Origin of the sequence: Quyinboa mangrovi, assembly GCF_042219825.1 — a bacterium.
Classification (GTDB): Bacteria; Bacteroidota; Bacteroidia; order Bacteroidales; family UBA5342; genus JBHJHP01.
Genome location: NZ_JBHJHQ010000002.1, coordinates 17979 through 44268, shown reverse-complemented (window position 1 = coordinate 44268; position 26290 = coordinate 17979). Strand labels below are relative to the sequence as shown.

Sequence of the window (26290 nt, the reverse complement as noted above, 5' to 3'; positions counted from 1 at the left end):
CCCGAAGATCAAGGACTTTTATATACAGAAAAAGGTTTAGAACCTCAGAGAGGCTCTAAACCGTAATCCGGATTAACCGGCGCAGTTTTATTTAACTTCAACTTCAGCACCAGCTTCTTCAAGCTGTTTTTTGAGTGCTTCAGCTTCGTCTTTGCTAACACCTTCTTTAATAGCACCTGGAGCTTCATCTACAACTGCTTTTGCTTCTTTAAGACCAAGACCTGTTAATTCTTTAACAAGTTTAACGATCGCAAGTTTAGAAGCACCTGCAGATTTTAAGATAACATCGAATTCTGTTTTTTCTTCAGCAGCAGCACCAGCTTCTCCACCAGCAGCAGGACCAGCAACGGCAACAGCAGCGGCAGCAGGTTCAATACCATATTCTTCTTTGAGGATGCTTGCTAATTCATTTACTTCTTTAACTGTAAGGTTTACTAACTCTTCAGCAAATTTTTTCAAATCAGCCATTTTTCTATTTATTTAATTATATTTCAAAAATTTGATATAAAAAACTACTCTCTTTCTTCCATTGCTTTTAACAAGCCGTGGATTTTGCCACCTGCAGCACCCTGAAGGCCTGAGATAACATTTTTAGCTGGTGATTGCAACAAGGCAATAAGATCACCAATGAGCTCATCTTTACTCTTAATAGTTGCGAGAAAATCCAACTGATTTTCACCGACATAGCAAGACTCTTCAACATAAGCAGCTTTAAGCACAGGCTTATCTGCTTTTTTTCTGAATTCCTTGATAAGTTTTGCAGGAATATTACCGGTATTGCTAAACATTACCGATGTATTTCCTTTTAAAACAGGATAGAGTTCACTATAATCTGTCTCGCTGTTTTCAAGAGCTTTTTTAAGAAGTGTATTCTTAACTACAATCAGCTTTATGTCTTTATTGAAGCACTCTCTTCTAAGGTTGCTTGATTTTACAGAATCGAGATCTGCAATATCAGCTAAATAGAAGTGACTATACTCTTCAAGTTTTGATGACAAATCGCTTATTAATGCACTTTTATCTTCCTTTTTCATTTTCTTGTCCTATTAAAGATTAAAACTCTTTAGGGTCCACTTTGATACCAGGACTCATGGTACTTGAAAGATAAATGCTTTTAATGTAAGTTCCTTTGGCAGCAGATGGTTTCAGCTTATTCAAGGTGTCAATAAATTCCTTAGCGTTGTCCACCAGTTTATCGGGTGTAAAGTTTACTTTACCGATAGATGTGTGTACAATTCCGTATTTATCAACTTTAAAATCAATTTTACCTTGTTTAACTTCACTCACAGCTTTACCAACTTCCATTGTAACAGTACCGCTCTTAGGGTTTGGCATTAAACCACGAGGCCCTAAGATTCGTCCTAACTGACCAACTTTCCCCATTACAGGAGGCATGGTAATAATTACGTCTACATCTGTCCAACCACCTTTGATCTTATCAATATAGTCATCCAAACCTACGTAATCTGCTCCAGCTGCTTTTGCTTCTTCTTCCTTTTCGGGAGTACAAAGAACCAGTACTCTGGTTTCTTTACCTGTTCCGTGAGGAAGTGAAACAATACCTCTAACCATTTGGTTAGCTTTTCTAGGATCTACACCTAAACGAACATCTATATCAACTGATGCATCGAATTTGGTATAGGTTACTTCCTTTACCAATGCTGATGCCTCAGCTAGAGTATAGGCTTTTCCGGCTTCAATCTTTTCTAAAGCAGCTTTTTGATTTTTTGTTAATTTACTCATTTTCAAAATTCTGTTTTATTGATTAACCGGAAACTCTCCGGAAACAGTGATTCCCATACTTCGTGCAGTACCTGCAATCATTCTCATGGCAGACTCTACTGTAAAGCAGTTAAGGTCGCTCATTTTGTCTTCTGCTATGGCCTTTACCTGATCCCAGGTTACCTGAGCCACTTTTTTCCTGTTTGGTTCAGCAGAACCGCTCTTTAACTTAGCGGCTTCCAACAACTGAACTGCTGCAGGAGGTGTTTTGATGACAAAATCGAACGACTTATCGCTATATACAGTGATAACAACCGGTAATACTTTACCAGCCTTATCCTGAGTTCTGGCATTGAATTGCTTGCAAAACTCCATGATATTAACACCTTTAGCACCTAATGCAGGTCCTACTGGTGGTGAGGGATTCGCTGCTCCTCCTCTGATCTGTAACTTTATAAGTCCAGCAATTTCTTTAGCCATGATAAATCGTTACTTTGAAATTGTTAATTTTACAGGAATTCTGACAAATGCGTAACATCCATTGCCTATTCCTTCTCAACATCCATGAAGCCAAGCTCCAGCGGTGTTTTACGACCGAAGATCTTAACCATCACTTTCAACTTTTTCTTCTCTTCATTAACTTCCTCAATGATACCATTGAACCCGTTAAAAGGTCCTGAAGTAACTTTGATGGTTTCGCCAACGAAGAAAGGAACGGCCATTTCTTCATCAGAATCAGCCAATTGATCCACTTTTCCTAAAATCCTGTTAACCTCAGATAATCGCAGAGGTGTCGGCAGTTCTCCACCATCCCCCAGGAAGCCGATTACATTGGTTAAATTTCTTAATGTGTGAGGCACTTCACCAACGAGTGCTGCTTCGATTAAGATGTAACCAGGAAAAAAGTTTCTCTCCTTACTGATTTTCTTACCGTTCCTGATTTGATAGACCTTCTCTGTTGGGATTAATACCTGAGAAACGTATTTCCCTAAATCGGTATTAGCCATTTCGTGTTCAAGAAGTTCTTTTACCTTCTTCTCTTTACCACCAATAGCCCTTAATACATACCACTTTTTTTCTAATTTCTCAGTCATGCCCAATTGATTAGTAAACTAAATTGTAGATAAAGTCCATCAAATTCTTGAAGCCTAAGTCCATAATAAATATTAACAGCGCAATTAAAACGGAAGCAGTTAAAACAACAATTGAACTGTTAACGAGTTCTGACCAGGTTGGCCAGGTCACTTTGTTTACAAGCTCGTCATACGAAGCTTTTATATTATCTACTAATTTCATAATAAATGTTGATTGCACGGGTTGAGAGACTCGAACTCCCGACACCTGGTTTTGGAGACCAGTGCTCTACCAACTGAGCTAAACCCGTGTAAAAGTCCCAGTCATGAAATGGCCGGGACTTATCTTATATTTTGAGAATTAAATAATTACTCAAGAATTTCAGTGATCTGACCCGCACCAACTGTTCTACCACCTTCACGGATAGCGAAACGTAAACCTACGTTACAAGCTACCGGATAGATAAGATCAACAGTAATGGTAAGGTTGTCACCAGGCATTACCATTTCAGTTCCTTCAGGAAGTGTAATCTCACCTGTTACATCCAGTGTACGAATGTAGAACTGAGGACGGTACTTATTATGGAATGGAGTGTGACGTCCACCTTCTTCTTTTTTCAGGATATAAACCTCGGCTTTAACTTTAATATGAGGTTTAATTGTACCTGGTTTTACGATAACCATACCCCTTTTAACTTCGTTTTTATCAATACCACGAAGCAGAAGACCTACGTTATCACCAGCCTGTCCTTCATCAAGAATTTTACGGAACATCTCAACACCAGTACATACAGTTTTCTTACCTTCAGCACCAAGACCGATGATCTGCATTTCTTCACCAGTTTTAATGATTCCGGATTCAATACGACCTGTTGCTACAGTTCCACGTCCAGTAATTGAGAAGATATCCTCTACTGGCATCAGGAATGGCTTGTCAATATCACGTGGAGGTAGTGGAATCCACTCATCTACTGCATCCATTAATTCCATAACTTTTTCTTCCCACTCTGGTTCGCCATTTAATGCACCAAGAGCAGACCCCTGAATAATAGGTGTGTTGTCACCATCAAATTCATAAAAGTCAAGTAATTCACGAACTTCCATTTCAACAAGTTCCAAAAGCTCTGCATCGTCAACCATATCTACTTTGTTGAGGAATACAACGATACGAGGTACGTTTACCTGACGAGCAAGCAGGATGTGCTCACGAGTCTGAGGCATAGGACCATCAGTACCGGCAACAACAAGAATTGCACCATCCATCTGAGCAGCACCAGTTACCATGTTCTTAACATAGTCGGCGTGTCCCGGACAGTCAACGTGCGCATAGTGACGTTTTTCAGTTTGATACTCTACGTGTGCAGTGTTAATTGTAATACCCCTTTCTTTTTCTTCAGGTGCATTATCAATAGAATCAAAAGCTTTTACTTCAGAAAGACCTTTTTTGGCAAGTACAGTTGTAATAGCTGCAGTTAAAGTAGTCTTACCATGGTCAACGTGACCGATAGTACCAATATTAACATGAGGTTTCGACCGATCAAAATGTTCTTTAGCCATAACTCAAACGATTATATGTTTTATAAATAATTAAATGTTAAATTCTCATGTTTAGAGCCAACGACGGGAATTGAACCCGTGACCTCTTCCTTACCAAGGAAGCGCTCTACCCCTGAGCTACGTCGGCAAACTCGGTAGATTAGGGTTCCCCCTACACCTCAAGGTAATAATTTGAGGTCTTCTTTACCTGATCATTAAATAAGATAAAGAGCCGGATCTCAGATTCGAACTGAGGACCCCGAGATTACAAATCACGTGCTCTGGCCAACTGAGCTAATCCGGCAAAAAGCAGAGCGGGAGACGGGGCTCAAACCCGCGACCCTCAGCTTGGAAGGCTGATGCTCTATCAACTGAGCTACTCCCGCAAATTTTTTTAGCATTAAAACTGCTCGATCAGATCATTGTCTCAAAGAACCTTGTCTTTAAATGCAAAAGCCGGTCATTAATCTTTTTAATTAATCTGACTCAGATTGTTTTCCTTTTGCGCAGAACTTACTTCGTTAAGTAAATTCTTTAAAGTGGGAAGAGCAGGATTCGAACCTACGAAGGCTGAGCCAACAGATTTACAGTCTGCCCCGTTTGACCGCTTCGGTATCTTCCCAAATATTAAAAAATTGTTCAAATTAACATCACTGATTAATCTGCTTCAATCTTGTTCCACCAAAAAAAAGAACTTTAAAAAACCGTTCCGACAGTACCCTGACGAAACGGTGTGCAAATGTAGAGAATAATTTTTTCTTACAAAAATTTTTCATCTTTTTTTTCTGTCTGCAATTCACTTTCTGAGGCACTGCCAAAAGCCTCTGGTATTAACGCTTTAAAAACTAACGTTTTAATTTTTCTTTGTGCTTTGTCAATTGTTTTTTTACCGCATCAATTGTTAAATCCAAAGCCTCTTCAAAAGAATCAGCTGTCTTGTCTGCAAATAACTCACTATTAGGCACATTAACCTTTAATTCTACTTTTTTATTGATAGAACTTTCAGGCTTAACTACACGCAGGATCACATCTACGTTTATTATACCTTCAAAATACTTATCTAATTTACCTACTTTCTTCTGAATAAACTGTTCAAGTTGTTCAGAGTGGTCGAAACGAACTGAATTAATACGGATATCCATAATTTTACCTCCATAATTTAAGCTCTGGGATGAGCTTTGTTGTAAACTTTTTTTAATTCTTCGAAAGTATTATGCGTATATACTTCCGTTGCAGACAGGTTGGCGTGACCCAAAAGTGCTTTTACAGCGTTAATATCAGCACCTTTATTTAATAATATCGTTGCAAATGTATGTCGTAATACATGTGGACTTTTCTTCGATTGCGTGGTGATCATAGCCAGGTGTTTTTTCACTATTCTGTAGATTAGTTTTTCATATACGTCCTCTCCTTTATTTGTAACAAAAAACGATCCGTCAAAGTTGAACCCATTTTTACTTTTTTCATCAATATATGTTAAAAGTGTTTCTTCCAACTTTCTATTGAGCGGAATCAGGCGCTGCTTATTTCTTTTCCCTGTAACCTTAATTACTCCTGATGGCAAATCGACACCCTTATGTGTGAGTGAAACCAATTCGCTTAAGCGAATCCCTGTTCCGTAAAACATCTCTATAACGGCTTTGTCCCTTACTGCAGAAAAATCGTCTCCAAAATCTACATCCCCGAGCAAAAGTTCCATTTCTTTCTCTTTTATAAAAGTTGGAAGTCGTTTGGGAATCCTGGGTCCTTCTACCAATTGGGCCGGATCAGACTTAACAATATCCTGCTTGTGCAGATATTTAAAAAAAGATTTTAACGAGGAAAGTTTTCGGTTAACCGATTTTGGCGAAATACCGTCATCATAAAGTTGGGAAATCCACAGACGGATATCAGAACTATCAACATTTTCGGGTTTTGGTTCATCTCCCCCAAGAAACTCAAAAAATTGTTCTATATCCTTTTTATAAGCAAAAACAGTATGAGTAGAATAATTCTTCTCATACTGTATATATTTTAGAAATTGATCAATCAACATATATGGGCAAATCTCCTAAACGAATATACGAAAATTATAGGGACTGCCCAAAATACTTTAATCTTCTTCCTGCTGAAGTTGCTGCTTGTAAATAGCTTTGAGTTTTTGCTGTCTCATCTCTACAGATGGCTTGGTAAAAGCCTGACGTGATCTCAACTCACGAACAACACCTGTCTTTTCGAATTTACGTTTAAATTTTTTTAACGCTCTCTCGATGTTCTCACCCTCTTTTACAGGAACAATAATCATATTATATTCTTTTTAATTTCGTTTATTTAAATTGGCATGCAAAATTATACAATGAAAATTAAAATGCAAAGTTTTTAATCACTTTTCATAAAACTATTTACAAAAGCGTCTTAATTTCACCGATAAATTTCATAGCCAGCTCATTAGCGGCTTTTTCCGTTTCGGCCTCGCTGTAAATCCGGATAATTGGTTCCGTATTTGATTTCCTTAAATGAACCCATTTCTTTTCAAAGTCTATTTTAACACCGTCAATGTCCGTAACTTTTTCTGTTGCAAATTTATCCTTCAGTTTTAACAGCACCTCATCAACATCTACGTTCTGAGGAAGCTCAATTTTATTCTTTGAAATATGATAATATGGAAATGTAGCCTTAAGTTCCGTAAGTGTCTTGTTTTGTTTTGCCAGATAAGTCAGAAACAATGCAACGCCTACTAATGCATCGCGACCATAGTGCAATTCAGGATATATAACACCACCATTACCTTCTCCACCGATAACAGCTCCGGTTTCTTTCATTTTTTCCACAACATTTACTTCGCCAACGGCTGAAGCAGCATACTTCCCTCCATGACGAGCAGTAACATCTCTTAAAGCTCTGGTAGAGCTCAGGTTAGAAACGGTATTGCCTGGTATTGATCCTAAAATATAATCCGCGACAGCAACCAGGGTATATTCTTCACCAAACATAGAGCCATCCTCACACACTAAAGCCAAACGGTCCACATCCGGATCAACAACAAAACCAATATCAGCTTTCTGATCCTTAATTAAGGCAGAAAGGTCAGTAAGATTTTCCGGCAACGGTTCGGGATTATGAGGGAAATGCCCATCCGGTTCTACATTAAGCTCCAGAACTTCTTCAACACCAAGAGCAATTAATAATTTAGGTAAAATAATCCCTCCAACAGAATTGACACAATCAATTGCAACTTTAAACCTGGCCTTGCTAATTGCATCTACATCTACCAGATCCAGTTTCAGTATCTTATCTATATGATGATCATCGTAATTTTCCTTAACCTTTACAGTTCCCAAATTATGTACATCAGCAAATTGAAAACTATTGCTATCAGCTATCTTCAGTATTTTTTCACCATCACCTGCAGAGAGGAATTCACCTTTGTCATTTAACAGTTTCAGTGCATTCCATTGAAACGGATTATGACTTGCTGTTACAATGATACCTCCCTGAGCTGCTTCATTAATAACTGCCATTTCAGTAGTCGGCGTTGAAGCCAGACCAATATTAACAACATTTACTCCCATCCCAATAAGGGTACCTTCAATAAGTTGTACCACCATCGGACCTGAAACCCGGGCATCTCTGCCAATCACAACTTTTTTATTCTTAACTGATGTATTTTGCTCCAGCCATTTTGCATATGCAGCCGAAAACTTCACAACATCCAATGGAGTTAATCCTTCTCCCGGCGCACCTCCAATAGTACCCCGAATGCCTGATATTGATTTTATAAGGGTCATAGTCAAATTTTAAAGGCACAAATTTACTACTTAATACTCCACCGGCAAAACGTTGTTACATCAGAAAATCAGATCTACCAGGTATCCTGTATATTTTCGGATATTTATTGCTTTCCCATCTTTAAAAACAACATACTGACCTTTAATGCCGGCAAGCGTTCCTTTTACAGTATTTTCCTTTTCAAGATTTATATTCCTCAAACCATTAGGAACAATCTGGTAAGGATACGTAATGGCTTGTATTTGTGGATCCTTAATAATATACTGGTTAAATTCTTCCGGTAATTGTTCTAAAAACATTGTGTAACTTTCAGAAAAATAAATATCGGAATATATAATACTCAACATTTCATTCCATTTCGTCCTGTCGGAAAAAAACTGTTTCATGTAATCCTCCACAACACCTGCAATATGCCTGTTGGGCACCTCAAGGACAGCCATTGCAGCCAATGCCCCCTGATCAATCCATCGTGTCGGCACCTGAGTTTTTCGGGTCACCCCCACTTTAAAATTACTGGTAAATGACAAATAAACATAATGTGGTTGCAAATGATGGTCTGCAGCCCATTGCAGATCTCTAGCCTCACCCCATTGAATTTTACAAAGCTCCGGTCTTAAAATACATTCCTCTGTTTCGGGACACGAAACAAAGCAGTTATAACAGTAACCCTGCCCAAACGATTTATTGGTTTGCTTACCACACCAACTGCAAACTATTTTATTCTTATACACTATTTCAACTTCTGATCCAATAAGATCATTCAAACGCACAAGTGTTGCAGCAGCCCCAATGGAATAGCTTACAGGATTGCCCATCTGAGCATCCAGTTTCTTTAAAATGTATTCGGCCATGAGATTTTGATTTGCATAAAAATAAAAAAAGCCGTCCAAACGGACGGCTCTTCCTCTAAAAAAATTTATTAAAATCGTTTCTCCTTGATTCTTGCTTTTTTACCAGTAAGACCGCGCAAATAAAATAATTTAGCCCGACGTACCTTACCAACTTTATTCACAGTTATATTTTCAATAAATGGTGAATCGAATGGAAAAATCCTCTCCACTCCAATGTTATCAGACATTTTTCTTACAGTAAAGGATTTTTTTGATCCTTCACCTTTAATTTTAATAACCACACCACGAAACTGCTGTACACGTTCTTTGTTACCCTCAATAATTTTGTAATCTACAGAAACGGTATCCCCTGCTTTAAATTTAGGAAACTCTTTTACTTCTGCGCTAAATTCCTGTTCTACTGCTTTAATCAAATCCATGATTATTTATTTAACTGTTAATCAACGCGTAACATAACAGACCACTCTTATTCTGCCAGCGATTACACGAAATTCGGGTTGCAAAGATAGCAATAATTTTATTGTAACAAATCCTAACGGGAAATATTTAGCGACGCAACAGACGTTTACGTCCCGGGTTATATTTAAACCGCTTATACTTATACTTGTATGATTTCCGGTTGTATTTTGGTAAGGACCTGAAACCATTAGACTTAAACGTATACTGAACACCGACCTGAACCGTATAATAAAAATCAGAATAATTTGTAGGCGTTCCATCTGCATAAGTCTGGTAACCATCCAGTAAATCAGCACCTTCCATACTTGAGGATAATGGCAGATTTCCAGTTAATTCAAGGTTGACACTCCAGTTATTATCCACTCTGAATCTGGCTCCTCCGCCCAACTTAGTCATAAAGATGGTTTGTGTCTCCGGAACACCATTCAAATACGGATAATGTATTCTATCGGTATTATCTCCACCTACAACATAAGCAGGATGGGCAGATCCCAGCATGGCCTGATGATCGTAAGAAAGAATCATCAGGCTGGTGATGGTATAAAAGTTGACAATTCTGTAATTATAATAGCCGCCAATGATATTATTTATATTCACATGAGCACCCAGGCTCATTTCATACTTCAGGTTGGTATTAAATTCAAGCAATGGATTACCATCTTCGTTTAAACGCGTACCCTGCAGAGTACCACGATTAAACTGCAGACGAACGCTGGCAGCCTCTACTATATCCTTTACAAAAAGAACACCATATGATATTCCCATATAGTTATTTTGCTTATTAACTTTACTGGCTTCACTCTGAAAAAGTTCCATCCCAAGATCACCTGCAAAAATTGTTGGACCAAACATCACAGACACAGATAAACCTTTAGAGATATCGTATCCTCTGTTGTATCCATAATATTGTGAATAAGCTGTAGTGGAAATAAAACAACTGATTAGCAAAATTAACAGATATATATGGTAGCTTTTTCTAAGGCCCATCTACATTAACATTCAATTAACGACAAAGATATATAAATAAATCTTGCATAACTCATTATTGAGAAACAAAAAAAAACAAATTATATTGTATATCAAAATATTTAAGTGCTTTATATGTCCTGAACAAAAGTTATTTTTTTTCATCATGAGCCTTAACAAAGCAACCATATAAAGTCCTTTCATAAAGCCTAACACAGAAGAAAACTAACGGTTTTCCGTGATATAAAGAATTATGGTTTTATGTGATTTTTATTTGCAAAACTCACCATACATTTGTAGTGCAAGAAACGTTCATCCTTAAAACTTGTTAGGTTTCCAAAAATCCTTAACTTGAAGCCCATTAGCCTAAAATAAAAAAACTCGCTGTTAGCGAGTTTTTTTTATGCATTAAATAAATCTTAATGTGCTAATTTATTTTTCACGATAGAAGAAATAGTTTTGCCATCGGCTTTACCGGCAAAGCGCTTGGTTGCTTCCCCCATCACTCTTCCCATGCCAGCCATAGAATCAACTCCCAGCTCAGTTAGCAGTTTTGATATTTCAGCTTCAAGTTCATCCGCAGATAATTGTTTCGGCAAGAATTCCGAAATTACAGCTGCCTGATTCCGCTCGTCTTCAGCCAGATCAGGTCTGTTCTGTTCATCATAAATTGCCGCAGAATCCTGCCGTTGTTTCAACATCTTCTGCAAAATTTTCATTTCCAAATCTTCAGTCAGTTCTGCAGATGCACCTTTCGCTGTTTTAGCCTCAATTATTTCTTTCTTAATTCCTCGCAGAGTATCAAGTTTAACTTTATCCTTGGCCTTCATAGCCTGTTTAAGTTCCTCATTTACATTTTGCTCTAAACTCATAGCCTGTATTTTAATCTACGTTAGTAAAAAACGAATTATCCTCATTCAACGAAATGCCTTCACCATTTTCATTGATACTAAAACGGGAAACCTCTTCCGGTTCATTACCCGAAATATTTACATTACTTCTTTGATATGCAGGAATATTTTCCATCATATCAATCAGTTTATCATTTTCAAGATCATCAGCCGAAAGGGAAGTTCTTAGTCCTATAGGATGTTTTTTTGCTGCAGGAGCTGAAACTTCAAATCCAGCATTGCTTTTTTTGTTTCCGTAAAACAGCTCATACCGGGCTTTGTCATCCATCTCCTTCTTGGTGAAATCGACCTCCTTTATCGGAAGTTCTTCCGGTTCCTCTTTACCAAACTCTAATCGGGGAACATCATCTTCAGGTTCCTGATCAGGAGCGGTTTCATCATCTTCAAGATTAAACTTTCTTACCCGGCTCTTCTGTTTTTCTACAAGTTCCGGAATACTTTTTTCTGTAAAACCAGTTGCAATAATCGACACACTGATAGCATCTCCAAGAGACGCATCACTGCCAGTACCCCAGATTATTGAAGCCTCAAGTCCAACTTTTTCCTGGATATAATCTGTTATCTGGCCAACCTCGTCCATGGTGATTTCAACATTACCGGAAGTAATATTAAGCAGGATGTCTTTTGATCCTGTAATATCGTTATTATTCAGCAAAGGAGATATTAACGCGTGTTCAATAGCTTTATAAGCCCGGTTATCACCTGAAGCCGATCCCATACCCATGATAGCAATACCACTGTTCTTCATCACGGTCTGCACGTCGGCAAAGTCCACATTTACATATCCTGGCAGAGTAATTATTTCAGCAATACCTTTGGTAGCCGTTAACAACACGTCATCGGCTTTTGAAAAGGCATTGGATAGTTTCAGGTCACCATAAATCTCCCTGAGTTTCTGATTGCTTATCACCAAAAGTGCATCCACATGACGCTGTATTTCTTCTACTCCATCCAGAGCCTGGGTAACACGTTTGGCTCCTTCAAAAAGAAACGGTATGGTAACGATAGCTACGGTTAAAAGCCCGAGGTCCTTTGCAATTTCTGCAATAACAGGAGCAGCTCCTGTTCCGGTTCCGCCTCCCATACCTGCCGTAATAAATACCATTTTTGTTGCCCCGCCCAAAGCTTCCTCAATTTCCCTAACACTTTCACGGGCAGCTTCGCGACCAATATCTGGTTTACTTCCCGCACCAAGACCAGAAGTTAAAGTTTCCCCTAACTGTATTTTCTGAGGTACGGGAGAATTATCCAGTGCCTGCGCATCAGTGTTACAAACCATAAATTCAACATCGCGAATGCCCTGATGGAACATGTAATTTACCGCATTACTTCCACCTCCTCCAACACCAACAACCTTAATAATTGATGGTCTTTGTTTTGGCAATCCTATTTCCAGTATTTCATCCATATTATTATTGTTTTGGTGTTTTACATTGATTTATCTTCATCATCAAAAAAGTTGTCTACGGTCTTCAGTAAGTTTCCAAAGAGATTACCGGTTCGTTCCACTTTTTGTTTCTTCTGTTTAACTTTTTTATGCTCCAGTGTTTTAAATTCTTCTTTATTAACGCAGTCTTCATCGGCTTCAGCTAAAATCCCCATTATTCCGGCACATGTGTTTTCATTCAGATTTGCATGAACATTCGATGGGACTCCGATTCTTACATCCAGTCCGGTTTTCAATTTAACCAGCTGCTGTATATCTTTCAACTGTGCACTACCGCCAGACAATACAATTCCGGCTCCAAGCTTTTCATAAACACTACTTTTTTCTATCTGGTTGAGTACATTAGCCAAAATCTCCTCTACCCTTGATTGTATTATGTATGCCATGGTTTTAAATGAAAGCTCTTTCGCTTCCCATCCCGGAGTGGCAGGAATCGTAATTCTGTCATCTTCCGATTGCAGTTCAGCAACAGCAGACCCGTGTTTTATCTTGGCCTTTTCAGCTTTGTCCAATATGACATTGCATCCTGTTGCCAGATCCTTACTTACTACATTACCACCAAACGGCAGCACCGCGATACGGCTCAGCTTATTTCCTTTGTAAACAACAACACTTGTTTTTCCTGCACCAAAATCGACAGATACAGCGCCAAGTTCTTTTTCATCCTTGCTTAAAAGCGTTTCAGCAGTTGCAAGCGGCGTTAAAACTATTCCGGCCAGTTCATAGCCTGCCTTTTCAATGCATTTGCGAATTGTTTCTTTGTCATTACGCTTGATGCCCATCACCACATAGTCACCTTCAATCTTTGATCCGTGTACGCCTACAGGATCTACAATTTCAAATTCATCATCAACAATATAGCCCTGATTCTTTATATCAATAATTTCAGCATCGAAATCCAGAACAATGGATTCATTTTCTCTTCGGAGATCGGCAATCATGTCAGCGGAAAACTCTCCTTTCTGATTCATTCTTTTATACGAGCTGTTCTGACGGGCATAAATCATGCTTCCGCCTGAGCCAACAAAGAACTTTTCAATCTTTTTACCTGTGCTTTTCTCCAGATCAAGACCAATTTCCCGAACCGCCCGGGCCACTGTATCAAGATTAATAATTAATCCTCGAGTTATGCCATCTGATTTGACCGTTTTAACAGCCAAAACAGAAACGTTTCCGTTGGCATCCTTTTTCCCTAACACACCTCTTATTTCACTTGTTCCCAAGTCTAATGCTGCAATGAATTTTTCCATGGGCCTTATTTTTTCGTACATACAACCTGATTCTCAAATTTAACGCTTATTTTCTTATACCGGTTCCAGCCTTCGGTATTAAACTTTGTTTTATACAATGCTTTGAGCCGGGCAAACTTTTCTTCAATATTATCGAGTGATCCGAACTCAATTTCATGGTTCCCAACACGCGGAATGATAGTCACATCCCTGTCATCCACTACATTAATCTGTGATATTTGGGCCCGCCAGAATTCACTTTCGTCCAGAAATTTTCCTAAAGCAAACAACCCATGTTTTATATTGTCGTTGTTTACATTTCCTGTTGCGACCGGAACAAATGCCGTATAGTGCTTTGAAAACGGCATAATATCACCATTACTGTCGATGTAATAATTACTTTTATTTGTTAATACCCTGATCAGTGGTCTGCGTTGATGCACATCAATTCTGAATGTTCCACCAATCGTCTTGTAACATTCACTCTTTAAGATTGACGGATGTTTATCGATATAATCCTCCACCTCCTGTGCATTTATATCATTCATCCGGCGTCCTTCCAGTTTTATGCCTTCATTATTAAGCATCATCAATACATCTTCCGGATCAATAAATGTATTGGTAAGACTGTCGAGGACTGTCACCTCTATTTTTGTGCAAATTAATTTATGACTGTTCTCTGAAACAAATCCCATTGACACCACTATATATAATAATGGTATAACAACCAGTAATATGTTTCTTACCTTACGCATCCAATCTCTTCATTACATTTTTAATTTCACTAACCATTTCTCCAATGTCTCCGGCTCCCATTGACACCAATAATTCCGGTTTGCTCTCTTCAATTTCCTTCACAAGGTTTTCTTTTGATACCAAAATCTTCCGGTCCGCCTTTACCTGGCTAAAAATCAGCTCAGATGTTACACCCGGAACAGGTTCTTCCCGGGCCGGATAAATATCCAGCAGAATTAATTCATCCAGCAAACTCAGACTTTGGGCAAACTCTGCTGCAAAATCCTTTGTGCGGGAATATAAATGCGGCTGAAAAATGCCCGTCAGCCTTGTTGACGGATAAAGCTCCCTGATGGATTCCAGCGTTGCTTTAATCTCGTTCGGATGATGTGCATAATCGTCTATGTAACATCTCCGATCTGATTTATAATGATATTCGAACCGTCTCTTATTACCCCTAAACGTATGTATACCGTTTTTCAGTTCCGCATCCGAGCAACCCAAAAGACAAGCCACAGAAAGTGAAACCACGGCATTTTCAAGATTCACCCTACCCGGAACACCTAATGTTAGTTCAGTAATGTTTCTGTCCGGCGTTACCAGATCAAAAACATACTGTCCTTTCTCAATTCTTATTTTTTCTGCATAAAAATCTGCAGGACCGGAAATATTATACGAAAACTGTCTGACTCCCGGCCGCAGGTCAGGATTCAATGGCAATCCTTTCTTCATCAAAAGGATTCCGCCCTTTTTAACCAACGATGCAAACTTACAGAACCCTTCCTTCACATTTTCGTAAGTGCCATAAATCTCCAGATGATCCGGATCAACCGATGTGATAACGGCAACCTCCGGACGTAACTGATGAAAGGAGCGGTCGTATTCATCAGCTTCGATAACCACATAATCACTTTTTTCCGAAACCAGAAGATTGGTGCTGTAATTGAGCGATATTCCACCTAAAAATGCATTACAGTCCACAGATGAATTTTTAAGCAGATGGCTGATCATGGTTGAAACCGTTGTTTTTCCATGTGTTCCCGCCACACAAATTCCTTTTTGTTCTCTGGTGAGCAAACCCAAAACCTCTGCTCGTTTCAGTATCTTATAATTACGTTCCTTAAACCATTCCATAACAGGAGTTGAGAGCGGAACAGCCGGTGTGTAAACCACCAGCGTATGTTCAGGCTTCCTGAATTCCCGGGTTATACATTCCGAGTCGGGACAATGACTAACGGGGATTCCTTCTGCAACCAAAGCATCGGTCAGTTCTGTCCGGGTCCGGTCGTAACCTGCCACATTTTTACCTAAAAACTTAAAATAACGTGCCAGGGCGCTCATTCCAATGCCACCAACGCCAACAAAAAACACATTATTTATATTTTTCAGGTCCATTATTTTATCAGTTTCAAAACCTCATCTGCAATGCGATTGGCAGAGTCCGGTAATGCAAGTTTTAATATCTGTGTTTGTAATTCTTTTAATTTATTTTCATCAGCACTTAACTCAAGTGCTTTACCAATAAGTTGGTCTTCCGCTTTAATGTCCTTTACCATTATCGCAGCATCCTTTGCAACCAATGCCATGGCATTTTTAGTTTGGTGATCCTCAGCCACGTTTGGAGAAGGTACTAGAATAACCGCCTTTCCCAACAAGCACAGTTCCGAAATTGTACCAGCACCGGCACGCGAAATTACAACATCAGCTGCTGCGTAAGCCATCCCCATATCCTTAATAAAATCTGTCACAAAAATATTTTTGTGCTCCCCCTGCAATGAAGCTTTTGCCTCGTCAATATAAATCTTCCCGGTTTGCCAGATAAACTGCACATCGTTTTTGCCTATCAAATCAAGGTTTTTCATTACACTTCGATTGATAGTCCGTGCGCCAAGGCTTCCACCCAAAATCAATACCGTTTTTTTCTCCGGGTCAAAGCCAAACGATTTAACAGCCTCTTTCCTGTCGAATTTTTTCAACAGGTTCTGACGTACCGGATTTCCTGTTAGAATAATTTTTTCTTTCGGGAAATATGTTCCCATCCCTTCATAAGCCACACAAATAGTTTTTACCTGTTTGGCCAACAACTTATTTGTTACTCCGGCATAAGAATTCTGCTCCTGTAACAATGCTGGAATACCTTTTTTAACGGCTTGCTTCACCAATGGGCCACTGGCATATCCACCAACTCCAACTACGGCATCCGGGTTAAAATCAGAGACAATTTTTCTGGCTTTACGCAGGCTTTTATATAACCGGATCAAAACCGTAATATGTTTAAAGGTTAACTTACGGATGAATCCGCTTACCGGCAAACCAATAATAGGGTATCCTTCTGCTGGAACACGTTCCATTTCCATTCGGCCTTCGGCTCCTACAAACAGAATATCAATGTCCTTAACTTTCTGTTTTAGTGCATTTGCAATGGAAACTGCAGGGAAGATATGTCCCCCTGTTCCTCCACCTGATATGATAATTTTCTTACTCATTATCTTCGATTTCACTAATTTCCTTTTTCCCCTGCTCTACCTCCTCTGCCTCTTCAATGACCGCATAACGACTTACACTCAACACCATCCCCAATGCAATGGAAGTAAAAAGAATGGATGTTCCGCCCATACTTACCATTGGTAGTGTTTGACCAGTAACCGGGATAAGGTTCACACTTACGGCCATATGTGCCAGAGCCTGCAAGGTAAATGCAAGCATAAGACCTATTACCAGAAATGCAGGAAAAGTAGTTCGACACTTTCGTACAATGACACCGGCACGGTATAACATGATGAGGTAAAATAATAACACGATAATGCCGAAAAACAAACCACCTTCTTCCACTATCATGGCGTAAATAAAATCGGAATACGGATGCGGCAAGAAATCACGCTGTATGCTATTGCCCGGCCCTTTACCAAATAATCCTCCGGTTGAGATCGCAATTTTAGCCTGGTTTGCCTGAAAGGCCTTGTCCATGTCAGCATTGTCATTTTCTCCAAATGTCTCCACCCTTGAAATCCATGTCTCCACCCTGTGAAACGCTTTAACATCAGGGAACTGCATGGCTAGCAGAACAATTAATGCGATGATAACAGCACCCGCACCAACAGTGTAAAGCAGGTAACTTACAGGAACCCGTCCGATTAACATCATAGACATGCCGATACCGGCAATCAGGATAGCAGTTGAGAAGTCCTCTGTAAATATAAGTCCACAAACAATCCCGATGGCAATCATAATGGGTTTGAATGCATCGCGTGTTGGCTCATCATCCTTTTGTTTCATGGAGAGTATTCGTGCAATATACATGATGAGTGCTATCTTGGCCATTTCGGAAGGTTGAAAACTAAGTCCAATAATAGGAACCGTAATCCAACGCGATGCCTCGTTAAGGCTGTTTCCGGAAAAAATAGTTAGAACAAGCAAAACGATTGAGAGAGGCAATAATAACAACGATAACCTGGAAAAATACTTATAATGAATATTGTGAACCATAATAATAACGCCAAACCCAATCAGCAAAAAGACCACGTGCCTGAGTATATAATAGGTCGTATTTCCATCTTTATACCTGTATGCCAATGTTCCGGACGAACTGTATACTGCAATAGCTGAAATAATTGCCAAAAGCAATATAAGCATCCAGATAATGGAATCACCTTTAAAATATTTACTCAGAAACTGTCGCATCCTAAAGCTTTCTTACCTGTTGTTTAAACTGATTTCCCCTGTCCTCATAATTTTTAAATCTGTCGAAGCTTGCGCATGCCGGAGATAACAAAACAGTATCACCTTTTTTGGCCAGGAAATACGACATTTTCACAGCGTCCTCCATTGACTCTGCTTCCACAAACGTATCCACAACTTCGCCAAACTGCTCCTTCAGTTTTGAATTGTCAACACCGATACAGACCAGCGCCCTCACTTTTCCTTTCACAAGGTTAAGCAATTCTGCATAATTGTTGCCTTTATCTGTTCCTCCGGCAATCCAAACCACCGGAGTATTCAGACATTCTAATGCATACCATGTAGAGTTTACATTTGTAGCCTTAGAGTCGTTTATAAATTCTATTCCGCGAACAGCAGAAACGCGTTCGAGGCGATGCTCCACGCCTTTAAAATCAGAAAGGGCCTCGCGAATCGCTTCGTTCCTGATGTTCATAACCATTGCAGACAAGCCTGCTGCCAACGAGTTGCTGACATTATGCCTGCCTTTAATTCCTAAACTGGTTCTTTTCATATTAAGTATTTTATCCTGGTATTTTAATGTTATGTTTTCTCCTGATTCCCATCCTCCATCTTTTTTAAGCGTCTTATTCAGAGAAAATGGCACTGCTTTCCCTTTTAATCCTATCCTGTCAAGCCATTCTGTAGTAACCGGATCATCCAGATTATAAATAAATATATCATTGTCTGTCTGATTCATTGTGATACGGAACTTGCTTTTTATATAGTTTTCAAACTTATAGTCATACCTGTCCAGGTGATCCGGGGTAATATTGGTCAAAATGGCAACATCGGGTTTAAATTTTTCGATATCATCCAACTGAAAACTTGAAAGCTCCAACACATACACATCATAATTCTTTAATGCCACCTGAAGCGCAAAACTATCACCTATATTTCCGGCCAGACCTACATTCAATCCAGCCTTTCTAAAGATGTCATAAATCAATGACGTCGTTGTAGTTTTACCATTACTGCCAGTTACACAGACAAGTTTTGCACTGCAGTACCATGATGCAAATTCAATTTCGGAAACGATTTTAATTCCTTTTTCTCTCAGCTTTTTTATCATCGGTGCTTTCTCAGGAATACCAGGACTTTTCATCACTAAATCGGCATTCAAAATAAGCTCCTCTGTATGCTGTCCTTCTTCAACCGGAATCTGGTATTGCCCTAAAAGGTTTTTATATTTTTCAGCAACAGCTGCCATATCAGACACAAATACATCGTATCCTTTCAGCTTCCCAAGTACAGCTGTACCTGCTCCGCTCTCACCTGCTCCCAATATGACCAGCCTTTCCTTTTGCATTACCGCATTTTAAGCGTTACTATTGATATAACCGCCAGGAATATTCCGATGATCCAAAAACGAATTACAATTTTTGGTTCAGGGAAACCCTTTTTCTGAAAATGATGGTGCAACGGTGACATCAGGAAAATTCGTCGCCCTTCACCATATTTTCGTTTGGTATGTTTGAACCAGGATACCTGCAATACCACTGATAAATTTTCCACAATAAAAACTCCGCAAAGGATAGGAATTAGCAACTCTTTATGAATAATCACTGCTATCACTGCTATAATTCCTCCCAGGGTCAGGCTTCCTGTATCTCCCATAAAGACCTGTGCCGGAAACGAGTTGTACCACAAAAAGCCAACAGTTGCACCGATAAACGCTGCCATAAATACCACCAGTTCCTGAATTTGCGGGATATACATAATGTTGAGGTAACTGGCAAAACCAACGTGACCGGATACATACGCAAGTATTCCAAGGGTTGCCCCGATAATGGACGAGGAACCCGTTGCAAGTCCATCGAGCCCATCGGTGAGATTTGCTCCGTTTGAAATGGCTGTCACAATAAATATTGTGATCAGCACAAATAATATCCATGCCCACTTTTGTGCATTTTCGCCCAAAAAGAAAAGCAGATCGGCATAATCGAGGTTATTGTTTTTTACAAATGGTATGGTTGTTTTTGTCGATTTAATATCCTGCTGAACATATTCCACAACTTCGCCACTGCTGTCTCTCACCGGAATCTTTTCGCGAATAGTCACATCATCGCTAAGGTAAAGGGTCAGGCCGACAATAAGGCCTAACCCAACCTGTCCAATCACCTTAAATTTTCCAGCCAGCCCTTCTTTATTCTTCTTTACCACTTTTATATAGTCATCCAAAAACCCAATGCTGCCCAGCCAAACGGTTGTAATAAGCATTAGGATGATGTATATATTATCCAGCTTGGCGAACAATAATGCCGGAACCAGAATTCCCATTAAAATTATCAGCCCTCCCATGGTAGGTGTACCCTGTTTCTGCATCTGGCCTTCCAGACCCAAATCGCGGACCGTCTCTCCGATCTGTTGACGCTGCAACATATAAATAATCTTTTTACCAAAGATTGTCGTTAACAGCAACGAGGTGATGATTGCCGCTGCCGACCGGAATGAAATGTATTGAAACACCCCGGCACCGGGAACATCAAGACTGTTGAGATAATCGAATAAATAATAGAGCATTATGGTCTTTGTTTAAAATATTTTTCCACTATTTCCTTGTCATCAAAATGACTTTTTACGCCTTTTACATCCTGGTAAGTTTCATGGCCTTTCCCTGCAACCAAAATCACATCACCGGGACCTGCCAGCATAATTGCGGTATGAATGGCTTGTTCACGATTTGTGATTTTCAGCACTTTACCCTTGGCATCTTCAGGAATACCTGCGTACATATCCTCAATAATCGTTTCCGGCTCCTCGAACCTTGGATTATCTGATGTCAGAATAACTTTTTCACTTCTGGCGACTGAAGCCTCAGCCATCAATGGACGTTTGCCCTTATCCCGGTTTCCTCCCGCACCGACTACAGTTATAAGGCTACCTTCACCCCGACGGATTACATTGATCGTATCAAGCACATTGATCAATGCATCAGGTGTATGGGCATAATCCACAATGGCTGCCACATCGTCTTTGGATTTCATCGTTTCAAACCGGCCTGCAACAGGTTTAAGCTTGCTCATTTCAACCAATACATCAGCCGGTTCCTCGTCCAGTAATACTGCGGATGAATAAACTGCCAGAAGGTTCATGGCATTAAAATCGCCGGTAAATGACACCCAAACATCCTGTCCGTCAATATTCAGTTGCATGCCGTCGAAATGGCGTTCTATAATTTTCACTTTAAAATCTGCCAGGCCTTTTGAACTGTAAGATTTAATATCCGCCTTACAATTCTGAACCATCACGCTTCCGTTTTTATCGTCTGCATTGTAAAGGGCAAACGCATTGGCATTCAATCCGTCAAAAAGTTTCTTTTTCGCATCCCTGTAAGCTGCAAATGTTGAGTGATAGTCCAGGTGATCGCGGGTAAGATTGGTAAAAATTGCTCCGTTAAAGTCCAGGCCTGCAACGCGATCCTGATCAATAGCATGCGAACTCACCTCCATAAAACAATACTCACAGTTCGCCTCCACCATTTCATGCATCAATTTATTTATGGTAATCGCATCCGGAGTAGTATGCGTGGCTTCAATTTTGGTATCATCCACATAATTTACAACAGTAGAAAGTAACCCTGCTTTATATCCCAACGACTTAAACAGATTATAAAGCAGAGTAGCTATGCTTGTCTTACCATTGGTTCCTGTAACACCAACCAGGGTCATCTGTTGCGAAGGATACCCGTAAAATGCCGAAATAAGTTGACCAAGTGCTTTCGATGCCGATTCAACCTGTATAAACGTGATATGGGCCGGCATTTCTTCTGGCAAAATTTCACACACAATTGCCGCAGCCTGCTTCTCAATCACCTGAGGTATATACATGTGCCCATCCGTTTGTGTCCCTAACATAGCCACAAATATGTCTCCTTCACCAACCTTCCGGGAGTCAAACTGTATTGAACCGAATATTACATCGCTGTTTCCAACTATTTTGGTTGGCCTAATATCCTGCAGTATATCCAATAGTTTTTTCATCACCTTAACCTTATATATATAGTACTGTGCCCGGTAATTCTTGATCCGGGTGAAATGGACTGTTCCACAACTCTTCCTACGCCACTCATCCGAACGCTTAAGCCAGCATTTTCAAGTAAAAAAAGTGCATCTTTGGCACCCATGCCCAATACATTCGGGACCAGTCCGTCTATAATACTTAAGGGTTTCACTTCAATATGATCACCTTTATTATAGGTATGCGCCCAGTCTCCTTCTCTGGTTTCATCCTTAATATTCACCTGCAGTTTTGAAAACAGCGTCATCAGCTCTTTCTTATTACCGTCGAGCGTTACTGGCACCTTGTATTCCGGATTGAGTTCCTTTTCCTCTTCATGCTTTTGTATATCCACGTTTTGCACATAAACTTTATCTGCAATTTCACGGAATACATTTCCGGCCAAAACATTCCCATAAAAAACACTTCTGGTCGGACTGTTTACTGTAACAATACAGGTGTATTTCGGATTATCAGCCGGAAAATAACCGCAAAAAGAGGCGTAATATTGTTTTCCACTTTCCCCAATATACCCTTTGGTTCCCTGCGCAATCTGAGCTGTTCCTGTTTTCCCTGCAATTTTATAGTGTAGATTCTTAAGATTACTTGCCGTTCCATTATCCACGACTCCTTCCAGCATTTGTTTGACCTTTTTCAGGGTTTGCCTGGAACAAATGGACGAGTTTAACACTTCCGTATCATATTTCTTAATCATCTCTCCATGATAACTTATGCCTTTAACAAAACGCGGCTTTACCATTTCGCCATCATTGGCTATGGCATTATAAAAAGCTAATGTTTGAATAGGTGCAAGCTTAATTTCATAACCGATGGACATCCACGGTAACGATGTTCCTGACCATGTACTGTTTCCAGGATAAGCGATATACGGCTGGGCTTCACCTGCGATTCCAATATCAAGTTTCTGATCCAACCGCATTTCCAGTAATCTGTCCACAAACCGTTTCGGATCATTTTTATAATTATAATATATAATTTTAGACACCCCGATGTTTGATGATTTCTCAAATACATCAAGCACAGAAATACGCCCATAGCCTTCCTCATGACTGTCGCGCATCGGAACACCATAATAATAGTATACACCATGTTCTGTGTCAACTGTATCAGTCAGATCAATCACACCGTCCTCAAGGGCAACAATCAACGAAGCCAGTTTAAAAGTTGAACCGGGTTCCGTTGCTTCACCAATGGCAAAATTGTAAGTTTCGCTATAGCTTCCATCTGATGTCCGTTCGAGATTCGCAATCGCTTTAATATCCCCTGTTTTCACTTCCATCAAAATGGCACTCCCGTGATGTGCCGCATTTTTCTGCAATTGTGCATACAATGCTGTTTCAGCAACATCCTGAAGATCAATATCAATTGTAGTCACCACATCCTTTCCATCGGTGGGCTCAACCACATTCACCTTCATTCTTTTGCCAGATATTGTTTTTGTAAGGCTTACACCTTCTTCACCTTCAAGCACATCGTTATAAGCATTTTCAAGCCCCACAATTCCCCTTGTTTTTTCGTAATTCAACTTACCAATTGTTCGCGCGGCCAGTTCACCAAAGGGCAGTTTACGGGTATCATACTGTGTGGCAATAAACCCACCCTTGTTTTGACCCAAGCGAAAAATGGAGAACTTTTCAATTTTTTGCAGTTCAGTAAAACTGACTCTTCTTCGGTTGATCCTGAAATAACGATTTCCACTTTCAAAACCGCTGATCAGCCTCTTCTTATAATCGGGCTTAGAAGCATCCCTAAAAAAGCCGGATAACTGATAAGCCAGGCTATCCACATGTTGAATAAAATATTTATAGGTCAACCCATCAGCTCTAAAATCCATATGAATACTGTAATTGGGAATTGAACTGGCAAGCATACGTCCGTCGCAAGCCAGAATGTCTCCCCGGTTGGCAGGAACCGCAATCTGTTTTGAGTTTTCTCCCACCTGTAGTTTCTTCCACTTATCTCCCTCTACAAACTGCAACTGCAAAATACGTCCAACAATAGCAAAAGCCAGCAGCAATACCATTATGTATACTACTACTATTTTGCGTACTATTTCCTTTTTTATGGACATATCAGATTAATACTTATTTATCCACAACCAGTTTTTTTGCCGGTTCTCTCGACTCTTCAAGATCCAGACCTTTTTCTTTCACCATTTTTGATACTTCCGACATCCGGCTCAGGCTCATCAACTCCGATGCTGTTGTGATGGATTCAAACCGTAACTCTTTAAGCTCTTTTTCAATTTCAACAATTCCCCGGATTGTTTTCTCACAGCTATACCGGTTCCCGATGTAAAAAAAGATTAGTATGGTAACGTATATAATAAACCCCAGGTTCCTCACCACCCACTCACGCGTTTTCTTTCCGTCGAGAATATCTTTAATGGAACTTGTTGAAAATTCCGGTTCCTCGTTTTGTCTTTTCTTTTTCGACCCTAAATTCAGTATTCCCATATCCAATTTCTTCTTAACTTTTTTCCGCAATTCTGAGTTTTGCACTTCGTGATCTCGGATTCATTTCCAGTTCAGTATCATCCGGAACAATAACCTTTTTATTAACCAGCGAAAATGGTGAAATGAAATTTCCATAGAAATCTTTTTCAATATCACCTGTAAAATTTCCACTTTTAAAAAAATTTTTCACCAGCCGGTCTTCCAGAGAATGATAGGTTATCACGCTTAGTCTGCCACCAGACTTCAGCAATTCACCAGCCTGTTCCAGCATTTCTTTCAGTGCTTTCATTTCTCCATTAACTTCAATCCGTAAAGCCTGAAAAGTTTGTGACAAATACTTCATCTCCTGCTTTTTCCCCGTACACGACTGAGCAATTTCTTTTAGTTGTGTTGTTGTTTCAATTTTTCCTGCATTTCTTGCCGCAACAATCCGTGAAGCCAGTAATCTGGCATTCCGGATCTCTCCAAAGTAATAAAACAAGTCAGCCAGAGCACCTTCCTCATACGAGTTGATTACATCGTATGCTGACAAAGCTGAAGCCTGATTCATACGCATGTCCAACTTACTGTTGAACCGGAACGAAAACCCGCGGTCCTCCGCATCAAAATGATGTGATGACACCCCCAGATCAGCTAAAACGCCATCCAACTTATCAACTTTATAATAGCGCATAAATTGCTTTAAAAAGCGAAAGTTTCCTTTAACAAACGTGAATTGTGAATTTTCAGGAATATTGTTGAGTGTATCTTCATCCTGATCAAAACCAAAGAGGCTGCCTTTTTTAAGATGACTGAGTATTTCGCCCGAATGCCCTCCACCGCCAAATGTTACATCGACATAAATCCCCTCAGGTTTGATATTCAATCCCGCAACGCTTTGTTTCAGCATAACCGGCAAGTGATACTCGGGCATTAATTTTATATTTTTACTGATCTACATTTTCTAAATTCTCGTTCCCTAAAATCTCTTCTGCAAGTGCTGCAAATTCACCATCATCCATCTGATTACCATCATACGTCGCTTTATCCCAAACCTCAATAACCTTATCCATCCCCGCCAGCACAATTTCCTTATCCAAAGCCAGCATATCATACAACTTCTTAGGAATTAAAACCCTGCCGGTTTTATCCATTTCAACCTCGGCAGTATCTCTGAAAAATTGTGCTTTAAACTTTTTATGGTTCCTGTTATAATCATTCAGTTTTTTTCGAAGAACAGCAACCTGTACCTCCCACTCTTTTATGGGAATTAGAACCAGACAATTCTGAAACACATCTTTGCGAAACACAAACCGCTCCCCTTCATCTCTTTCAAGAAGTTTTCTGAATGCCGAAGGAACAGCTATACGCCCCTTGGAATCAGCTTTTACGGTATAATCTCCCACAAAAGACATATTTAG

At 39.7% G+C, this 26290-nt stretch carries 28 protein-coding genes and 5 tRNA genes; all 33 read right to left on the bottom strand.

The window, feature by feature from the left end; all coding sequences use genetic code 11:
* Positions 1-87: 87 nt before the first annotated feature.
* Positions 88-468, bottom strand: coding sequence for a 50S ribosomal protein L7/L12 (gene rplL / locus ACE1ET_RS03630; protein WP_375726999.1), 381 nt, complete (start codon positions 466-468; stop codon positions 88-90).
* A gap of 44 nt (positions 469-512) precedes the next feature.
* On the bottom strand, positions 513-1034 hold the full coding sequence (gene rplJ, locus ACE1ET_RS03625; RefSeq protein ID WP_375726998.1) for a 50S ribosomal protein L10: 522 nt from the start codon (positions 1032-1034) through the stop codon (positions 513-515).
* A gap of 19 nt (positions 1035-1053) precedes the next feature.
* Complete coding sequence (rplA, locus tag ACE1ET_RS03620; protein WP_375726997.1) at positions 1054-1743, bottom strand: 50S ribosomal protein L1; 690 nt, start codon at positions 1741-1743, stop codon at positions 1054-1056.
* Positions 1744-1758: 15 nt separating this feature from the next.
* Entirely contained in the window at positions 1759-2202 is a 444-nt protein-coding gene (gene rplK, locus ACE1ET_RS03615; RefSeq protein ID WP_375726996.1) for a 50S ribosomal protein L11, read from the bottom strand.
* 65 nt (positions 2203-2267) lie between these two features.
* A complete protein-coding gene (nusG, locus tag ACE1ET_RS03610) occupies positions 2268-2816 on the bottom strand; it encodes a transcription termination/antitermination protein NusG (protein ID WP_375726995.1) in 549 nt (182 codons plus the stop codon).
* A gap of 10 nt (positions 2817-2826) precedes the next feature.
* A complete protein-coding gene (secE, locus tag ACE1ET_RS03605) occupies positions 2827-3018 on the bottom strand; it encodes a preprotein translocase subunit SecE (RefSeq protein WP_375726994.1) in 192 nt (63 codons plus the stop codon).
* Positions 3019-3033: 15 nt separating this feature from the next.
* Positions 3034-3106: transfer RNA gene (locus ACE1ET_RS03600), tRNA-Trp, on the bottom strand.
* A 58-nt stretch (positions 3107-3164) separates the two neighbouring features.
* Positions 3165-4352 carry an elongation factor Tu gene (gene tuf / locus ACE1ET_RS03595; RefSeq protein WP_375726993.1) on the bottom strand — a complete coding sequence of 396 codons (1188 nt, stop codon included), beginning with the start codon at positions 4350-4352 and terminating at the stop codon, positions 3165-3167.
* Positions 4353-4407: 55 nt separating this feature from the next.
* A tRNA-Thr gene (locus ACE1ET_RS03590) sits at positions 4408-4479 on the bottom strand.
* Between the two features lie 82 nt (positions 4480-4561).
* Positions 4562-4635 (bottom strand) — tRNA-Thr (locus tag ACE1ET_RS03585).
* A 9-nt stretch (positions 4636-4644) separates the two neighbouring features.
* A tRNA-Gly gene (locus ACE1ET_RS03580) sits at positions 4645-4717 on the bottom strand.
* A gap of 154 nt (positions 4718-4871) precedes the next feature.
* Positions 4872-4953 (bottom strand) — tRNA-Tyr (locus tag ACE1ET_RS03575).
* A 223-nt stretch (positions 4954-5176) separates the two neighbouring features.
* Positions 5177-5473, bottom strand: coding sequence for a ribosome hibernation-promoting factor, HPF/YfiA family (gene hpf / locus ACE1ET_RS03570; RefSeq protein ID WP_375726992.1), 297 nt, complete (start codon positions 5471-5473; stop codon positions 5177-5179).
* A 17-nt stretch (positions 5474-5490) separates the two neighbouring features.
* On the bottom strand, positions 5491-6366 hold the full coding sequence (locus ACE1ET_RS03565; protein ID WP_375726991.1) for a tyrosine-type recombinase/integrase: 876 nt from the start codon (positions 6364-6366) through the stop codon (positions 5491-5493).
* Positions 6367-6423: 57 nt separating this feature from the next.
* Positions 6424-6615 carry a 30S ribosomal protein S21 gene (gene rpsU / locus ACE1ET_RS03560; protein ID WP_375726990.1) on the bottom strand — a complete coding sequence of 64 codons (192 nt, stop codon included), beginning with the start codon at positions 6613-6615 and terminating at the stop codon, positions 6424-6426.
* Positions 6616-6712: 97 nt separating this feature from the next.
* Complete coding sequence (glmM, locus tag ACE1ET_RS03555) at positions 6713-8098, bottom strand: phosphoglucosamine mutase (protein ID WP_375726989.1); 1386 nt, start codon at positions 8096-8098, stop codon at positions 6713-6715.
* A gap of 60 nt (positions 8099-8158) precedes the next feature.
* Positions 8159-8950, bottom strand: a complete 792-nt coding sequence (locus tag ACE1ET_RS03550) for a DUF2797 domain-containing protein (RefSeq protein ID WP_375726988.1) — start codon at positions 8948-8950, stop codon at positions 8159-8161.
* A gap of 68 nt (positions 8951-9018) precedes the next feature.
* The gene (rplS, locus tag ACE1ET_RS03545) at positions 9019-9369 is read right to left on the bottom strand and encodes a 50S ribosomal protein L19 (protein ID WP_375726987.1); all 351 of its coding nucleotides are present in this window, start codon (positions 9367-9369) and stop codon (positions 9019-9021) included.
* A gap of 127 nt (positions 9370-9496) precedes the next feature.
* Positions 9497-10396 carry a hypothetical protein gene (locus ACE1ET_RS03540; RefSeq protein WP_375726986.1) on the bottom strand — a complete coding sequence of 300 codons (900 nt, stop codon included), beginning with the start codon at positions 10394-10396 and terminating at the stop codon, positions 9497-9499.
* A gap of 398 nt (positions 10397-10794) precedes the next feature.
* On the bottom strand, positions 10795-11247 hold the full coding sequence (locus ACE1ET_RS03535; RefSeq protein ID WP_375726985.1) for a GatB/YqeY domain-containing protein: 453 nt from the start codon (positions 11245-11247) through the stop codon (positions 10795-10797).
* 10 nt (positions 11248-11257) lie between these two features.
* Positions 11258-12694: a cell division protein FtsZ gene (gene ftsZ / locus ACE1ET_RS03530; RefSeq protein ID WP_375726984.1), complete on the bottom strand. Its 1437-nt coding sequence runs from the start codon at positions 12692-12694 to the stop codon at positions 11258-11260.
* Positions 12695-12714: 20 nt separating this feature from the next.
* Positions 12715-13983 carry a cell division protein FtsA gene (ftsA, locus tag ACE1ET_RS03525; RefSeq protein WP_375726983.1) on the bottom strand — a complete coding sequence of 423 codons (1269 nt, stop codon included), beginning with the start codon at positions 13981-13983 and terminating at the stop codon, positions 12715-12717.
* A 5-nt stretch (positions 13984-13988) separates the two neighbouring features.
* A complete protein-coding gene (locus ACE1ET_RS03520) occupies positions 13989-14717 on the bottom strand; it encodes a cell division protein FtsQ/DivIB (RefSeq protein WP_375726982.1) in 729 nt (242 codons plus the stop codon).
* Entirely contained in the window at positions 14710-16092 is a 1383-nt protein-coding gene (gene murC, locus ACE1ET_RS03515; protein WP_375726981.1) for a UDP-N-acetylmuramate--L-alanine ligase, read from the bottom strand. Before murC ends, ACE1ET_RS03520 begins: the two co-directional genes overlap by 8 nt.
* Positions 16092-17183 (bottom strand): undecaprenyldiphospho-muramoylpentapeptide beta-N-acetylglucosaminyltransferase, encoded by a 1092-nt coding sequence (murG, locus tag ACE1ET_RS03510; RefSeq protein ID WP_375726980.1) that lies wholly within the window; start codon positions 17181-17183, stop codon positions 16092-16094. Before murG ends, murC begins: the two co-directional genes overlap by 1 nt.
* The gene (locus ACE1ET_RS03505; RefSeq protein ID WP_375726979.1) at positions 17176-18378 is read right to left on the bottom strand and encodes an FtsW/RodA/SpoVE family cell cycle protein; all 1203 of its coding nucleotides are present in this window, start codon (positions 18376-18378) and stop codon (positions 17176-17178) included. The genes murG and ACE1ET_RS03505 overlap by 8 nt, the downstream gene beginning before the upstream one ends.
* A gap of 1 nt (position 18379) precedes the next feature.
* Positions 18380-19723 carry a UDP-N-acetylmuramoyl-L-alanine--D-glutamate ligase gene (gene murD / locus ACE1ET_RS03500; RefSeq protein WP_375726978.1) on the bottom strand — a complete coding sequence of 448 codons (1344 nt, stop codon included), beginning with the start codon at positions 19721-19723 and terminating at the stop codon, positions 18380-18382.
* Positions 19723-20937, bottom strand: coding sequence for a phospho-N-acetylmuramoyl-pentapeptide-transferase (mraY, locus tag ACE1ET_RS03495; RefSeq protein WP_375726977.1), 1215 nt, complete (start codon positions 20935-20937; stop codon positions 19723-19725). Before mraY ends, murD begins: the two co-directional genes overlap by 1 nt.
* Positions 20937-22397, bottom strand: coding sequence for a UDP-N-acetylmuramoyl-L-alanyl-D-glutamate--2,6-diaminopimelate ligase (locus tag ACE1ET_RS03490; protein WP_375726976.1), 1461 nt, complete (start codon positions 22395-22397; stop codon positions 20937-20939). The genes mraY and ACE1ET_RS03490 overlap by 1 nt, the downstream gene beginning before the upstream one ends.
* Positions 22397-24505, bottom strand: coding sequence for a penicillin-binding protein (locus tag ACE1ET_RS03485; protein WP_375726975.1), 2109 nt, complete (start codon positions 24503-24505; stop codon positions 22397-22399). Before ACE1ET_RS03485 ends, ACE1ET_RS03490 begins: the two co-directional genes overlap by 1 nt.
* Before the next feature lie 13 nt (positions 24506-24518).
* Complete coding sequence (locus ACE1ET_RS03480) at positions 24519-24890, bottom strand: FtsL-like putative cell division protein (RefSeq protein ID WP_375726974.1); 372 nt, start codon at positions 24888-24890, stop codon at positions 24519-24521.
* A gap of 13 nt (positions 24891-24903) precedes the next feature.
* Entirely contained in the window at positions 24904-25803 is a 900-nt protein-coding gene (gene rsmH / locus ACE1ET_RS03475; protein WP_375726973.1) for a 16S rRNA (cytosine(1402)-N(4))-methyltransferase RsmH, read from the bottom strand.
* Positions 25804-25816: 13 nt separating this feature from the next.
* A complete protein-coding gene (mraZ, locus tag ACE1ET_RS03470) occupies positions 25817-26284 on the bottom strand; it encodes a division/cell wall cluster transcriptional repressor MraZ (protein WP_375726972.1) in 468 nt (155 codons plus the stop codon).
* Positions 26285-26290 lie beyond the last annotated feature (6 nt).